This window comes from Sinorhizobium chiapasense (assembly GCF_036488675.1).
Lineage (GTDB): Bacteria > Pseudomonadota > Alphaproteobacteria > Rhizobiales > Rhizobiaceae > Sinorhizobium > Sinorhizobium chiapasense.
This window is the reverse complement of the sequence record NZ_CP133151.1, coordinates 238,848-254,508: the sequence shown is the minus strand read 5'-3', so window position 1 is coordinate 254,508 and position 15,661 is coordinate 238,848. Positions and strand designations below refer to the sequence as shown.

The following is a 15,661-nucleotide window of genomic DNA, read 5'->3' as shown; positions in this document are numbered from 1 at the left end:
GTGCCGTTGATTGTGGATGGCAACAAAAGGAGCTGCCGTTGAAGACGGTGCAACGGCAGCCGAATGCCCCCGACCGGGCGGGGCAAAAGTCGCCGCGAGGGAACCAAGGCAATGCCCGTTCGATCGTTCCCGCTTTGCGACAGCGCCGCATAGGAACTCCTGAGCCGTGCCCACGAAACTGGCCCGCATGAGGTCCTCATCCTGTTTTGAACGAACAGTTCGTACCGCTCAAGCGCGGCCCGGATAAGACTCAGATGGCCCTCAAGGTCACGCCGCACAGCCTCGCGGTGCAGGATCATCATGTCCAGTGTCGCACTCAGCGTCGAAGACAATCCCTGCAAACACCATGCCGACGCTGTCGCCCGATGTCGCAATATCTGTCCACTAGCCGAGCGAGAGGCGTCGTGTAGGCCGTCAGGTAGACGAGAGGTCCTTGCCCTTCTGCGAGGCAATGTCTGGGACGGACAGCGCCCTTGTTAGTGTAGTTCGTCGGGCCGTTTATGGATCTTCATGTTGCATTTCTTTGTGTGTCTGATCCTCCCAATGCGATGCTGAGACGCAGCAGAATAACGACTAGGCGGTTTGGCCCCTATTGCTTTTTTGCATTCAAACAACCGTCATGCCCGCGTGACCTATTTTGATAAAGCGCAGTTTGGATTGTTACGTCTCCCGTAGAACACGTGAAAGGCGCGCTCGTCAGTTCACCTTCGTTACTCGACTTTGTCACTGCCTGACAGCGGCCGCTCATTTGGCGGGCAGCCCCAGGATATCGCGCGCTTCCTTAGGTGTCGCCGGCTCATGTCCGAGAACATTGATGAGCTGCCGAGCGCGCTCCACAAGCTGTCCATTGGTAGCGAAGACGCCTCGTCGTAGATATAGATTATCTTCAAGGCCTACACGGATGTTACCTCCAAGCAAGACCGACTGCGCTGCGATAGGATACTGGTTTCGCCCCGTCCCGAGAGCGCCCCAATGAACCCGCTCCGGCAACAAGCCTTTCATGTAGGCAACTGTGTCAGGCGTCGCCGGTGCATTCCACTTCACGCCCAGAACAAACTGAAATATCGGGATCCCGGTGATTAATCCATCAGCGATCAACTGATGCGCAAAGCCGATATCGCCACCCTCAAATACTTCAATTTCTGGCTTAACGCCGAGCTCCTTAAAGCGCTTCGCCATCGCCCGAAGCGTGCGCGGTGTATTTAGGTAAACGTACTCATCGCCGCCATCGCCTTGATTTGAGGTCGTGACATCGAGAGACGCAATGTCCGGAAGACACTCTTCGATGTGCGCATAGCGAATTTCGGGCGGCGCCACCGTCGTGCCAAACGCGGCGCGCGATTCGTCTCCCGGGTCGGGCACAAACCGGGCATTTCCGCCGCAGGTGAGGTTTAAAATGACATCGACTGACGACTGGCGAATTCTGTCAGAAGCTTCCTTGAACAGATCAACATTGTAAGAGGCGGCACCGGTCGCGGGATCGCGCACATGAACATGGACGATCGCTGCGCCAGCGTGCGCGGCTTCAATCGCCGAGTCGGCGATTTCCTTGGGGGTGATCGGAAAATTCGGGTGATCGCGATTGAATACTGATCCGCCCGTCACCGCGCAGGTAATTATGATCTTGCGATTGTTGAATGGCGTGATTGGCATAAAATTAGCCCCTGTGTTGCTGACGCCGACAAGTAAGACCGAATTCCGGAACAGCGCTACCGCTGTTGAGTTATGACATTCAACTAATCGTTATGCTGGCTTGGGGGGCATGATAAGATTAGATTAGACCGCACCATCTGAAGCGGAGGTAACCCACTATGGGCGGTCGTGGTTAGGCCATCACACCGTATAATAGGACGGTTTCCAACGATGAGGATCCCAGAGACTGACCGAAAAAGATAGGGTAATCGGCTTCGAGCCCATCTTCGACCTGGTAAAAGGAGCAGCGCTTCGAGTTGATAATAAACGTGGTCTGACGTCATCGGCCACAAATATCTGAAAGGAAGCGCTGCCATGAAATACTACGCCGGCCTCGATGTTTCGGTAAAGGAGACGAGTGTGTGCATCGTCGATGAAAAAGGGAACATCTGCCGGGAAAGAAAGGTGGTCGGCCACCCGGACGATCTTGTTTCCTTTCTGAGGATCCTTAATGAAAGGGTGGCCTTGAAGCCGGGCCGTTACCCCAATGGGGTCAAATCTGCGCTTCGCCTGACATTTGACGGACACGTTCATCAAGCACTCAATGTATCGACTAGGATCGCGAACATGGCGATGCTGCCCTGAAGGCGTCGGGCACTAATATGGCGACCTCCCGGAGCACTGCACGATCATGTGAATCAGCTCGTTGCAGGTTGTGGATAGCACCTGTCTGCACGTCTACGGCGCGCCAGTGGCTGGAGGAGAAGCATGGCGTCAGACCCGCCAAAGCTGCATCTGGTACTGGATCGCGACACGCACGTTGAGCTACTACTCAACCAGATTGACGGTTCGATCGGACAAATTACTACGGACATTTCCCAAGAGGGAAACCGAACACACGACGCAGTCGTCGATCAAGGCGCGGCGGCTGCCATCGTCCGCCACGCGTCAACGCGTTCGAACCAATCAACTGCGCACCTGACGGACTAAGGGACCAGCATATCGCCGCAATCAGCAGCGACGGCTAGGTGAAATGGCAGGTCTCCAACGGCTACCGCAAACGCTCGTTGGTCAAGACAGCAATTGGGGCGACCCGCGCTACCGGTTCCATAATAAACCACCGCCGTAAATAACTTTTGCTGGATTTCGCCGATCTGTTTTCCATGCGATCCACAGATAGCTTGGCAGTCATCCAGTTAAACCTGCCCTCATCAGGGAGATCGATATGCCCCAAACCGTAATCGCCACCTGTGCGTTTCCGGGCACATACGACGTGGACAAAAACCTCGACCTACATCTATCCTATATCAAGGAGGCTGCTAGTGCCCGTGCTTCCCTTGTCGTTTTTCCCGAGACGAGCTTACAAGGCTATCCGGCAATCCTGGACTTAGAAAAGATCGAGGACGCTATCACAAAAGCTCAGCGCACAGCCGAGTCAGTTCCGGATGGCCCAACAGTGCAACGCCTAATAACCGCGGCCATGAAGCACAACATCCATGTTGTCTTTGGCCTCACTGAGGCTGGCAAGCAGCCAGGCATCCTCTACAATACCCTAGTGCTCGCGGGGCCGCAGGGATATATCGGCTCATATCGAAAGGTCCACCTCACCCTCGGTGAGAACTTTATCTTCCGGCCGGGCGACCATTGGCCAGTTTTTGACACGACCCTTGGCAAAGTCGGGCTGCTGATCTGCTACGACAAATCGTGGCCGGAGGGGTGCCGAGAACTTACCCTTTCGGGGGCCGAACTGCTGGTGATAGGTTCCGCGTGGGCCGCAACTCTTGGCCAGGGCGACCGCGAAAACAACTCCGCAGTGCGCAGGTACGACCTATTCGACCGTGTGCGAGCTTTAGAAAACAGCCGCTGGCTCATCTCATCAAATTTCGTTGGTGAACATGGTGGATCGAACTTTATTGGCTTCAGCCAGATTGTCGATCCACTCGGCGGGATCGTTGTAAGCAGCGGACTTGACCACATTGGAGTAGTCACTGCGGAGATAGATATCTGTGGCGGGCTTGCCGGTGCTTCAGCGCTTTATTGGGGGCCGCGCCTCATTAGGGACCGTCGTGCCGATACCTACAAGGTGCTCAATGGTTCCTCACCAGTCGTGGTGGACGGCTGACAGATCGCTTTCGGCGTTAGAAGCCCGGCTTGAGCGCTGAGCAGTTGTCGCACGCTTTAAGGATCGCAGTTACGATGAGCCGCAAGAGACGCCTAAGCCATGCGAGGAGGGCGCCGAGACTGTGGCCGATGGCGGACAGCGCGCGTTGATTCGAACGCCGCGGCTGCACTTGAGCGTGTATGATCAAGTGCAAACTTTGGGCGAAAAAACGCTTCCACGGCATTATTTATGCAACGCTGGCATTGCGGCCTTGGCGGAATGGAAAGCTGTGGCCGTGGTGAGCTGACATCAGCGGCAGCAGGTCTCAACGCGTGTACATGCAGACAACGTGACAGCGCCCGGATTGTTTCATACGAAGCCACGATCCCTCCAGCAGCATTTCGTCGACCAGACGCAGGCTCAAGGGAAACCTGTAAGTAGAGTCAGACTGCATTGGCGATGATCTGCGGCGGGCAACGATGGCGTTTGTAGCTGACGGTTGCGGAGTTCATGACATCGGTCTATGCCGCAAATCCCTGAACGCGAGTTAAGTTGATAACGCCGACATGGCTGTTTCTCCCAACTCAACAGCTTTGACCATTATTGCATTCAATTCGGTGCGGAAACGCTCACCTTTTCGCACGTAGCTTTCTGCAGTTTTTCGGAAATTTAGAATCTCCTCTTCGGACAGTATCCGGACAAACTTGGCCGGTGATCCCGTCCACAACTCTCCCGACTTAACTCGCTTGCCCGATGTCAGAAGACTGCGCGCCCCGAGAACACCATCTGGCTCGATGATGCAGCCGTTCATGACGGTCGAGGCCATCCCGACGAAAGCGCGGTCTTCCAGGTGACAACCATGGATTAGGCAGGAATGCCCAACGGTAACATCGTTACCAATGATGACATCGAATTCGCCGGGATCGATGTGTATGACCGACCCGTCCTGGATGTTGGTTCGCGCACCGATCTGTATCGTATTGTCATCGCCACGCAGCACGCAGTTGAACCAGACACTGGACTGCTGCCCGATGGTCACGGCACCCACGATGGTGGCGGAAGGCGCGATCCACGCGTCCACGGCAATCTTGGGCTTGCTGGAACCGAGATTGTATACTGACTGATGTTCTTTAGACATGAACGCCTTCCCATTTGTCCGGCTATGTCGCGCTTCGAAGAACGGACGCAGCCACGGCTCGTTGTTTCGAGTTAACACTCGTGCAGATGCCCGCAGGGCATTGAGCGCCCTTGTGGCTTGAGGGTCGATCTCCAGAGGTACCACCAATTCGCTTACCGCCAGTTTCTTGGCTCGTGTTTCCTTGATGCGGTCCGTGGATAAGGAGGTTGGACGTTTTGTGTACGGCCGACGCATATCTCCATCAAGTAAGAGCCGGTGATACTGACGTGGCCGCCCATCGTGCTGGTAGACATGCTTTGCACGACTCGGCACACCTTCCGATAGGAAGGCCAGCCCGACGCAGATGCCCGGATACATGATTTTCCTTGGCACGCACCGACTGGAAGAGCGCACGCTGATCTTCTCCTGCCGGGTGACCGCTTTCTCGAACAAGAGGTCCTTGGTCTCCTGAAGGGCATGACCTGAGCTGAAAGCTCGGTAACCAGCCTCACGGAGCAGAAATCCTCGCACCCTCGCGCGACGGTGATTGATTGCGACACCTTTCAAACAGTGGAGGAATAGATCGGCGACCGCCCCGAAAGCTCGCTTCCCGAACCTGAATTGCCGATGTGCGGTTTCCATACTGCAAAATATCAGTCCTAATCACGGATCAGTTTATCACCGCCCTTGGAAGCCTTATAGCCTGCCCTGTCGAGCACACGCCGCGCCATGGTGCGTCCAGCTGCGACAACCGAAGTCTGGTCGACCTGGGTAGAGGTCCATCAAGGAAGACGAGCCGGCCATCCACACGCAACGTCGAAGCGGTCTCGCGATCGCCCGACGGTGGCAATTCCTGAACGGGATTGAGGCCTGGCAAACCTTCCGGGTAGTGCATCATAGACGGTTCCATCTCCCCAGTGTTTCCAAGCCGCATGAGAATGCTCACGCGTGCGGTTCTGATACCATCACATGGAGAAGGGGGGCAGGGAAATTCGGAATAGTTATTTCCGTGGGTGATTGATTATGCAGTCGGTAGCGCCGGTCCCTAATTTCGTCTCGACCAACGAACGTTTGCTGAACCGATGGAGACCTACTATTTCATCCGGCCGTCTCTGCTGCTTGCGGCGCAAGCGGCGAGCGTAATCCGGAACGAACTTGATGCCCATCGGCGGATTGTCTCATACGAAACCACGATGCCGCGCTCCAGCAGCATTTCCTCGACCAGACGCAGGCTCAAGGGGAACCTGGAGTAGAGCCAGACTGCATTGGAGATGATCTACCGCGGGAAACGATGGCGCTTGTAGCTAACGGTTGCGGTGTTCATGACATCGGTCTATTCCCTGAACGCGAGTTAAGTTCATAACGCCGAATTGGCAGCTTGATCACGAGATCAGGGCCGCCAACCGACACACGGGTTCGCACATGGTCGCCCAAGTAAATCAGCTCCTCGACTCGGCCATTGAAGGGTATTTGGCAGGGAACCAAAGCGCCGGATGCAGCTTTACTCGTTCCGGGCGCAACGATACCACTGCCGGCCGACCGACGGATTCGGTATAGCCCATAGCCTCAAGCGAGGAAAAGCAGCCACTTACACGGCTTGATTCAGCCGAACGATCTGTTCGGGCGACAATCTCACAGCAGCTGTTCGGCTCGGAAAGAGGCGACCAAGGGAATGACTTCTTGCGGTGATGCCATCATCCAAGCGAGAACGACTTGGCTGGTCGAGGTGCCAGTTTCGGACGCGACGGTCTCTGGCACAGCTCGCCGCTTTTCATTGTCCGGGGTCCGGTAGCCGTCGGGCATCCTCTCAGGGTCTGCAATGCCGCCCTGCAGAAGCGGAGAATAGCCGACAATTCGGAGCCCCGGATGGGCTGCGACATAGTCGAGCATCTCCGAGCCGACCGCTTCCTAAACCCTGTGCCCCCCACGCTCGCCCAGCGCCTTGGCAACTTCCAGGTCGTGCCGGGGCGATGGTCTTAAATAGCTATGCCGTTGTTGAATTGCAGTGTAACATGCGAGGCCTGCGGCCGCACTCACCGTGCGCGCAACCTCAACTCTCCAGGTTGCGTAGTTCGTCGAGAAGTTCTCGCGAAGCCTCGTCATTCGTCTTCGTACAGAGATACATGCCCCCAAACGCCATGACCGAGACTGACAGTGATCCCAAACTGGTTCTTTTGAGCATTCACAATACTCGATTAGAAATGTTTAACTGCAGTCTTGAATTGAGCGTCTCGCAATGTCGAAAGCTTCCGGATCGTTGGACCACAGAGAGCCCGCAGCATAAATATTCCGAAATACCGCCTTGCAGTGCAACGCCGGTTTCGCACGCGTCAGCACTTTGATGCAACTCATTTTCTCTCGGCCGTTATATTTGCGGGCGCCTGCACAAACAGGCGCTAATTGTCATAAGAAGGAGCTGGAAATGATCGTTTCCCGATGCAGTCCCTTCAAGTTGGGTGCCGCCGCAGCAACGGCGCTTTGAATGCCCTCATTCCTCCAAGCGGGAACTTCTCCGGCCGTTGACCGGACTGTTCGCATGGTCATTTCCAATCTCAGCGTCTTTGACCCAGTGGTCACCACATCCGATCCAACCCATACGCACGCATACGCAATCTACGATACGCTTTTCGGGGTCGATGCATATTACAACCCCGCATCCCCAGATGGTTGGCAAGTGGGGTGTTGCGGACGATAAGAAGGCCTAGATTTTTGAACGCGTGACGGTCTCAAGTGGCGCGATGGGAGCCCCGTCACAGCAGCGGACTGTGTCGCGTCAATTCGCCGGTGGAGTACGGTTGCTTCGGGCGGCCAAGCGCTTGCGGACGCGGCTGCTGAAGAGGCAGTCGCGCCGAAGCGCATGATCACCGACAAGCTGCGCTCCTACGGAGCAGCCAGGCGACAGGTGATGCCGGGCGTCGAGCATCGGTCGCACAAGGGATTGAGCAACTGGGCGGAGAATGCACATGTGCCGCTGCGCAAACGGGAGCGGATTATGCGAGGCTTCCGATCACCAGGAGCACTGCAACGCTTCGTCCGCCGCCCCGCTCCGCTCAAACGCTCCGCTCTCGCTACGCACATTCACCGCCTGGAGGCCATGGCGAAATGGAAAGCCGTGGCCGTTGGTCAGCTGACATTAGCGGCCGCAGGTCTCAACGCGTGTATATGCAGACAATGTGACAGCGCCCCCGGGGTGAGTCGCTTCCGACGGATGTACACGTCGCTCCCGGACGGTCAAGCAGAAGCTGGCTATTGTGCGTGAGGTGCAGGATTCCCGTGATCCGCCAGCCCCGCATGCACATTCTCATTCTCATGCATAAGATGGGTTAGGCTAACGATTTGCATAATCAATCGCTGCAGCAAATAACTATTCTGAGTTTCACGGGCCCGTTCTCCATGCGATGCATAGACACAAACTAGCATTCTTATGGTGCTTGGAAACACTGGTTATAGGGAATCGTCTGCGATGCTGCAGTCCGCAGAAACTCGGTCTACGATCGGCGACGCCGCTGCGCATGAGTAACGCGTCTATGAAACCTCGAACCTCGACGAGCAGACAGAAATTTGAGGCTGCCGAAGAGGTCCTGCCTGGCGGCACTGACCGGTAGTTTCGGCTAAAGGCCCATGCTGTAAGAATTCACTCCGGATTGCCGCACTCCGGTTACCGGTTTGCATACGATCACAAAAATCCGGAGTAATCGCTTGCCAGAACTATCACAACCTTATCGCATTCTTGTTGCCTGCTTCTGCCAGGAATCCAACAGGCTGAACCCAAGGTCTGCCGACGAGGAGCTCTTCGTGGTGGAACGTGGCCGCGATATTCTTCGGTCGCCAACCGGCGTGCTGAAGGGACTGGCTGAAGCGCTTGTCAACGCGGGTGTGACAATTGAACCAGTCTTTTCGGCGAGCGGTGGCGCCGGCGGCCTTGTCGATCATGATTTCTACTTGCGTATGCGTGAGCAACTTTTGGATGCGGTTCGGCGCACCAAGCCTGATGCAATCGGGTTGAGCCTTCACGGCGCCATGGGAACCACACAAACGCCCGATGCCGAAGGCGATCTTCTTCAAGCGCTTCGCCGTCTCGTCGGCCCCACCGTGCCGATCGGCGTCGGTCTCGACCTGCATGGCCATATCACACCCCGCATGCTCGACAACTCCGACATTTGTATTGCCTGCAAGGAAAACCCTCATTCCGACTTTGTCGAATGTGGCCAGAAAGTTGCAGAACTGCTGATCGAGCAACTTGAGGGGCGTCTAAAGCCGGTCACGGTTTCGGCGCGGGTGCCTATGATCCTGCCGGGTGCGGGTGAAACCGGCTCTGGGCCGTTGGCTGAAATCCATGCGAAGGCACGCGAATACGCGGCGCTCCATCCATCGATTGAGGATATATCGATCTATAACGTATTCCGCTTTACCGATGACTATGAAATCGGTCAGGTTGTTACGGTATTGAGCAACGGCCCAAGCGCTGATGCACCTTCCATAGCTGTAGACCTTGCGACTCGCTTTTGGGTTGAACGTGAGCGTTTCAAGGACGACCTTCTGACGGTTGAGGAGGCCTTTGAGCGTGTGCAGAGTTCGCCAGATGAACGGCCGTTCGCGATCGGAGATATGGGCGATCGGGTCGCAGCGGGTGCCCCCGGAGACAGCACAATTTTGCTTTCCGCAGCGCTCGATCGCTATCCGGGACTTTGCGGCGCGGTGCCGATTACAGACCCCGCCGCAGCGGCTAGCGCGATTGAGGCTGGTGTAGGTGCAACTGTCACTTTTGCGGTCGGCGCTGGATACACGCCGGGTTTCACGCCTCGACTTATCACTGGGATTATTGAGCACGTGAGTGACGGAAGTTTTACTGCGAAGGGTCCCGTTGGCGGGGGCGCTCGCTGGGCCATGGGGCCAACGGCTGTTATTAGGGTAGATGACCGGATACAAGTTCTGCTGACCACAAAGCCTGGAGAAACCCTTGATCCAGCGGCTTTTACAAGCCAAGCAGTGGTTATCGAAGATCTCGATTTCGTAGTCGTTAAATCAGGTTTCCATTTTGTTTCGAACTTCGCTGGTGTTGCGACTCCAGTGCTCGTGAACACGCCTGGCGTGGGATACTATAAAAAACACCAATTCGAATTCCGGAAAGCTCATTTCTGGCCTGAACACGATATCGCCAGTCCCGAAATCACCGCTCGGCAGCACTCTGCTGACGTATCCATAAATTCGTGAGAAGACTGGGAAATACCCCTGAAAAATAAAAAGAGAGGAACGTAGCATGACAATAACTAGACGCGAAATTATCAAAGCAGGTTTGGCCGCCGGAACGGCTTTATCAATGCCGACAATCCTTCGGGCGCAGACGCCGGATGACGCTCGGACCGTCCGCTGGGTCGCTTCTAACGTCTTTGTGTTCGATCCGATCATCTCAGTAACTGCCGGATATCATGCTTATCAGATTTACGACACCCTTTTCGCACTCGATTCCAAAGGGATGCCGCAGCCTCAAATGGTGGGAAAATGGAGCCTATCCGAGGACAAGAAGACTTACACATTCCAACTCCGCGAAGGCCTGACCTTCCACGACGGCAGCCCAGTCACCGCGGCGGACTGTGTGGCCTCGATACGACGCTGGAGCCAGGTGGATTCAGGTGGAAAACTGATCATGGCCATTGTCAAGGATATCTCGAAAGAAAACGAGAAGACCTTCACGATCACGCTCAACGAGCCGTTGCCGCTTCTCATACCTTTGCTCGCGTCCTCCGGCGGGTATTATCTTGCTATCATGCGCGAGAAAGACGCGACGCTTCCCCCAACGGAGCAGGTAACCGCGAATATCGGATCCGGGCCATTCAAGTTCAATAACGCTCTAGCCAATCCAGGCGTAAGCTTCACTTACGACCGAAATGAACAATATATACCCCGTCAGGAACCAGCAGACGGGTATGCCGGCGGAAAGGTCGCCAAGGTCGATCGAGTGGTCTGGCGAGTTATTTCGGATCAACAGACTGCCGTTGCGGCGCTCCAAGCCGGAGAGGTCGATTTCCTTGCAACACCGCCATCCGATCTTTATCCGCTGATCGAAAGCGATCCCAACCTCGCATTGGAAAACGTGAACGAGTCGGGCAGGGTCATGTTCGTGAGCATGAATTTTCTGCAGTCGCCTTTTGACAACGCCAAGGCGCGCCAGGCGATGCTTCACCTGATTGATCAGGAGGCGATTATGCTTGCCGCCGGCTTCAATCCGAAATACTTCCGTCCTGTTAAGTCGATATTTGGAAACAGTACCCCGTATTCCAACGACGAGAATACGGGATGGTACAAGAAGGGGGGCGACCCAGAAAAGGCCAAGCAACTTTTTCAGGAAGCCGGATATACTGACGAGAAAGTCGTTATTCTCCAATCCACGGATTGGCCGACAGCTAGCAAGGCCGCCGAATATCTCGCATTTACCCTGCGGAAGATTGGAGTCAATGCCGAGCTTGCGCCGAGTGACTGGGGCGGAGTTGCTAAACGCCGAGCAAACAAGGGTCCGATTGAGGACGGCGGCTGGAACATATATGTAAACGATTGGACCGATGCCGAACTCGACAATCCGATCAGTGTGCCGTTGTTCCGCGCAAACGGCGCAGACGCTTTTTTTGGCTGGCCGAAGAACGATCAATACGAGGTTCTTCGGGCCAAATGGGTGAAAATCGAAACGCTCCAGGAGCGCAAGGCGTTGGCCCGCGAGATGCAGAGCCTCGCTTGGGACTTCGTTAGCAATGTCATGTTGGGTCAATATTTTGAGCCAATCGCTCGCCGAAAATCTCTAACTGGCCTTGTGCATTTTCACGCGGCTTATTGGCCGATGTGGAACATGCAGAAGGCTTCGGCGTAATGTCCGCGTACATCCTGCGCAGATTGGTTTCGGCCATCGCCGTCATGGCGATGGTCGGGGCCTTCGTTTTTCTGCTCCTCAGGCTGGCGCCCGGCGACCCGGCGGCGATCATCGCCGGCCGCAATGCGACGGCCGAGATAATCGCCAACATCCGCGAGCAGCTTGGGCTGAACGCGCCACTGCCGGTTCAGTTCATCCATTGGGTGCGTCAGATGCTCGGTGGCGATTTCGGCATCTCGATCTTTTCCGGACGACCGGTTCTCGAGCTGATCTCTCAGCGACTCGAACCTACCATTTCCTTGGCGATCCTGACGATGATGTTTTCGGTGTCGGTCGGAGTCTCCTTCGGTGTTGTTGCCGCGTGGCGAAGTGGCCGTCTCGTTGATCGGCTCCTCGCAGCCTTTTCGGCACTGGGTTATTCTGTTCCGGTGTTCGTGGTCGGCTATTTTCTCGTATATTTCTTAGCGATCAGGACGCATTGGTTGCCAGTGCAGGGATATGTGCAGATCAACCAGGGGCTTGGGCTATGGTTTGTACACTTGATCCTGCCTACTTTAGCGTTAAGTCTTGGTTTCATCGCATTCATTGCACGGGTTACACGAGCGAGCATGTTGGAGGTTATTTCAGAAGACTACATACGAACGGCTGCCGCAAAAGGTGCTTCGTCCTACTCCATCCTTTTCCACCATGCCTTGAAGAATGCTGGCGTTCCTATCCTCACAGTCATCGGCATAAGCTTCGCCTATCTGATCGGCGGTGTGGTTCTAACGGAAACGGTATTTAACATACCCGGTATCGGACGGCTTGTTGTCGATGCGATTAACAACCGTGACTATCCCATCATCCAGAGCGTGCTCATCCTAACTTCAGGCCTGTACGTTCTTATTAACCTGGCCGTCGATCTTGCCTATTCGCTGATCGATCCGCGTATACGGTATTGATATGACGCTCCCCTCCACAACACTCGAGACCGCGACGTCGTCCCCACCGACACTTTTCAGTCTCGCCCGCCTCACAAGGCGGCACCCACTGGTACTGATCGGCGGCGCCCTATTGACCGTCCTGATAGTTCTCGCCCTCGCTGCCCCCCTTTACGCTGGCGATCCGGAAAACATGGATCCGTTCAAACGCCTACAGCCACCGTCGAGCGAGATGTGGTTCGGGAGCGACAATCTGGGCCGTGATGTGTTTGCCCGGACGATCTTCGGCGCGCGGATATCGCTAATGGTTGGATTGGCATCGGCAGGCTGTGCCGCCATTGTTGGGCTTTTGATCGGCATCCTCGCCGGTTACAGCCGCACTTTCGACAGTATTATGATGCGGGTCATGGATGGTCTGATGTCGATCCCGACGATTCTGCTTGCCATCGCGCTCATTTCTCTAACGAGCCCGGGGATTGGCATCCTTATTGCCGCAATTGCGATTCCCGAGACACCGGCGGTTGCGCGATTGGTTCGCTCAGTGGTACTTAGCGTTCGGGAACGTCCCTATGTGGAGGCCGCTCTCTGTGGCGGTGCGCGCCTGCCCAAGGTGCTCTGGCGGCATATTCTGCCGAGCACCATACCGGCGCTGATGGTGCAGAGCGCCACCGTGTGCGCCAGCGCCATTATGACGGAGGCGGCGCTTAGTTTCCTCGGCGCAGGCGTACCTCCGGAAATCCCCAGTTGGGGCAACATGATTGCAAGTTCGCGGTTGTACCTGGCAAGTGCTCCATTGACGATCTTTGGCCCGGGCATTTGTCTTGCCGTTACGGTTCTGGCGGTCAACCTGCTGGGGGATGGTCTGCGCGACATGTTTGATCCCCGCGCGAAGCGGAGGGGCTGACATGCAAATGCACAAGGCGGTAAGGGACGACGTGCTTCTCGACGTTCGAGATCTTGAAACACATTTTTACGGCGAAGAAAGCATTACCCGCGCGCTGGGCGGCGTCAGCTTCCAGATAATGAAAGGCGAAACCCTTGGTGTCGTCGGAGAATCCGGGTGCGGCAAGAGTGTCACTGCCCTTTCCATTCTTCGGCTGCTGCCGAAGACGACGGCCAGAACTGTGGGCGGCGAGGTCCGATACCACGGACAAGACCTTTTGAAGTTGTCCGAGCAGGAGATGCGAAAGATCCGCGGTGGTAAAATCGCAATGATCTTCCAGGACCCGATGACAAGTCTGAACCCGGTTTACACGATCGGTCATCAGATCGCCGAGGCTGTACAAATTCACACCGGCGCCTCACGTTCAGTTGCGATGGCGAAAGCAGAAGATATGCTCCGTTTCGTCTGCATCGCGGACCCCGGGCGCCGTGTCACCAATTACCCGCATGAGATGTCAGGAGGCATGCGTCAACGAGTCATGATCGCCATGGCTCTGGCCTGCTCACCGGAACTGTTGATCGCCGACGAGCCGACAACCGCACTCGACGTCACTATCCAGGCGCAGATCCTGCGGCTGATCGTCGATCTGAAGGAGCGCACGGGGACTGCCGTGATGTTCATCACCCATGATCTTGGCGTGGTGGCCGAGACATGCCAGCGCGTCATCGTCATGTATGCCGGCCGGATCGTTGAGCAAGCTTCTGTGATGGATCTGTTCGCGCGACCCATGCACCCGTACACTCAGGGTCTCATGCGTTCCGTGCCTGATCGGCGGCGAGGCCGACAGAGTCGTCTGTCCGAAATCCCTGGAATTGTGCCCAACCTGCGTGAACCGATTATCGGGTGCAGCTTTGCACCACGGTGCCCATTCGCAATCGACATTTGCCGTGAAAAGACGCCCGTCCTGCGTGACGTCGAATCGGGTCACACCGCGGCATGCTGGCGCTCAGAGGAGATTGTATGCGCATGAGCGGTCCATTGCTAAAAGTCGAAAATCTAACTAAGCATTATCCCATTGGTGCGGGATTCCTGAAGAACACCATTCCGGTGGTCCGGGCGGTGGAGGATGTATCCTTTTCTGTCGAAGCAGGCGAGACGCTCTGCATCGTCGGGGAATCGGGTTGCGGCAAATCCACTGTCGCGCGGCTCTTGATGCGGCTCGTGGAGCCGACGGGCGGACGCGTCCTGATCTATGAAACCGATATAGCTGGCCTAAAGAAACATGAGTTGCGCGCGTATCGCCGTCAGATGCAGATGGTCTTTCAGGATCCTTACTCGTCGCTAAATCCGCGCCTCACCGCTGGACAGATCATCACCGAACCAGTCGAGAATTTTGAACGCCTCACCCGCAAGCAGCGCAACGCGCTTGCTGCGGACTTGCTCCAGAAGGTCGGAATGTCGCCCGAGATGATGCACAGACTTCCTTCCGAGCTGTCGGGCGGTCAACGCCAGCGGCTCGGCATTGCACGAGCGCTGGCCCTCAAGCCATCGATTATCATCGCCGACGAAGCGGTGTCAGCCCTTGACGTCTCCGTGCAGGCACAGATTCTGAATCTGCTTATGGATCTCCAGCAGCAGATGGGTATTGCATTCATTTTTATCTCGCATGACCTTGGTGTCGTAGAGCATATCGGCCATCGCGTTGCGGTCATGTATCTGGGACGGATTGTAGAACTTGCGCAGTGTGAAGCCCTCTTTGCCAAACCGGTCCACCCCTACACCGAAGCACTGATCGCCGCAGCGCCGGTAGCCGACCCAACCCGCGTTCGGCTACCGGCGCCCGTCGAGGGCGAGGTGCCGAGCCCGATCAATCCGCCGAGCGGGTGCGCGTTCCACCCGCGGTGTCCGCTCGCGGTCGATCGTTGTCGAGTCGAAGTGCCGCCTTTGGTACCGATAGCAGACGGGCGCGTCGTGGCTTGTCACGTGCGCGCACCGGCGACAAAGGTCTCGGAAGATTCGGCTGTGGCGGCTACAGATGGGCCTGGCGCAAAATCTCGTGCTTAATGAAATGACGTTATAGCGTAAACACCCGCGGTGATGGGACCCTCACAATCCTTTCACCGCTTGGCACAAACGCAAAACTTGA

11 protein-coding genes and 5 pseudogenes are annotated in these 15,661 nt (G+C 56.1%); 10 read left to right on the top strand and 6 right to left on the bottom strand.

What is annotated here, in order from left to right:
• Positions 1-744: 744 nt before the first annotated feature.
• Entirely contained in the window at positions 745-1,653 is a 909-nt protein-coding gene (locus RB548_RS23870; RefSeq protein WP_331375464.1) for a BKACE family enzyme, read from the bottom strand.
• A gap of 354 nt (positions 1,654-2,007) precedes the next feature.
• Between RB548_RS23870 and RB548_RS23865 the strand changes: the two are divergent.
• The 3 genes and pseudogenes from RB548_RS23865 to RB548_RS23860 all read left to right on the top strand — a co-directional run.
• Positions 2,008-2,183 (top strand): annotated as a pseudogene (locus tag RB548_RS23865) (IS110 family transposase); the annotation flags it as partial.
• Positions 2,184-2,344: 161 nt separating this feature from the next.
• Positions 2,345-2,756 (top strand): annotated as a pseudogene (locus tag RB548_RS32260) (IS5/IS1182 family transposase); the annotation flags it as partial.
• A gap of 101 nt (positions 2,757-2,857) precedes the next feature.
• The gene (locus RB548_RS23860; protein ID WP_331375463.1) at positions 2,858-3,754 is read left to right on the top strand and encodes a carbon-nitrogen hydrolase family protein; all 897 of its coding nucleotides are present in this window, start codon (positions 2,858-2,860) and stop codon (positions 3,752-3,754) included.
• A gap of 373 nt (positions 3,755-4,127) precedes the next feature.
• Here the strand turns inward: RB548_RS23860 and RB548_RS23855 are convergent.
• The 5 genes and pseudogenes from RB548_RS23855 to RB548_RS23840 all read right to left on the bottom strand — a co-directional run.
• Positions 4,128-4,245: pseudogene (locus tag RB548_RS23855) on the bottom strand (IS6 family transposase); the annotation flags it as partial.
• Positions 4,246-4,280: 35 nt separating this feature from the next.
• Positions 4,281-5,303 carry a gamma carbonic anhydrase family protein gene (locus RB548_RS23850; protein WP_331375462.1) on the bottom strand — a complete coding sequence of 341 codons (1,023 nt, stop codon included), beginning with the start codon at positions 5,301-5,303 and terminating at the stop codon, positions 4,281-4,283.
• A gap of 647 nt (positions 5,304-5,950) precedes the next feature.
• Positions 5,951-6,126, bottom strand: a pseudogene (locus tag RB548_RS23845) (IS6 family transposase); the annotation flags it as partial.
• A gap of 44 nt (positions 6,127-6,170) precedes the next feature.
• Positions 6,171-6,284, bottom strand: a complete 114-nt coding sequence (locus RB548_RS32255; RefSeq protein WP_408642443.1) for a hypothetical protein — start codon at positions 6,282-6,284, stop codon at positions 6,171-6,173.
• Between the two features lie 198 nt (positions 6,285-6,482).
• Positions 6,483-6,740, bottom strand: a complete 258-nt coding sequence (locus RB548_RS23840) for an aldo/keto reductase (RefSeq protein WP_331375461.1) — start codon at positions 6,738-6,740, stop codon at positions 6,483-6,485.
• 911 nt (positions 6,741-7,651) lie between these two features.
• Between RB548_RS23840 and RB548_RS23835 the strand changes: the two are divergent.
• The 7 genes and pseudogenes from RB548_RS23835 to RB548_RS23805 all read left to right on the top strand — a co-directional run.
• Positions 7,652-7,965, top strand: a pseudogene (locus tag RB548_RS23835) (DDE-type integrase/transposase/recombinase); the annotation flags it as partial.
• A gap of 584 nt (positions 7,966-8,549) precedes the next feature.
• The gene (locus RB548_RS23830; RefSeq protein ID WP_331375460.1) at positions 8,550-10,064 is read left to right on the top strand and encodes a M81 family metallopeptidase; all 1,515 of its coding nucleotides are present in this window, start codon (positions 8,550-8,552) and stop codon (positions 10,062-10,064) included.
• A gap of 46 nt (positions 10,065-10,110) precedes the next feature.
• Entirely contained in the window at positions 10,111-11,712 is a 1,602-nt protein-coding gene (locus tag RB548_RS23825) for an ABC transporter substrate-binding protein (protein ID WP_331375459.1), read from the top strand.
• Positions 11,712-12,653 carry an ABC transporter permease gene (locus tag RB548_RS23820; RefSeq protein ID WP_331375458.1) on the top strand — a complete coding sequence of 314 codons (942 nt, stop codon included), beginning with the start codon at positions 11,712-11,714 and terminating at the stop codon, positions 12,651-12,653. Before RB548_RS23825 ends, RB548_RS23820 begins: the two co-directional genes overlap by 1 nt.
• A gap of 1 nt (position 12,654) precedes the next feature.
• Positions 12,655-13,536 carry an ABC transporter permease gene (locus tag RB548_RS23815; protein ID WP_331375457.1) on the top strand — a complete coding sequence of 294 codons (882 nt, stop codon included), beginning with the start codon at positions 12,655-12,657 and terminating at the stop codon, positions 13,534-13,536.
• A 1-nt stretch (position 13,537) separates the two neighbouring features.
• On the top strand, positions 13,538-14,545 hold the full coding sequence (locus tag RB548_RS23810) for an ABC transporter ATP-binding protein (protein WP_331375456.1): 1,008 nt from the start codon (positions 13,538-13,540) through the stop codon (positions 14,543-14,545).
• Positions 14,542-15,579, top strand: a complete 1,038-nt coding sequence (locus RB548_RS23805) for an ABC transporter ATP-binding protein (protein ID WP_331375455.1) — start codon at positions 14,542-14,544, stop codon at positions 15,577-15,579. The genes RB548_RS23810 and RB548_RS23805 overlap by 4 nt, the downstream gene beginning before the upstream one ends.
• Positions 15,580-15,661: the final 82 nt, after the last annotated feature.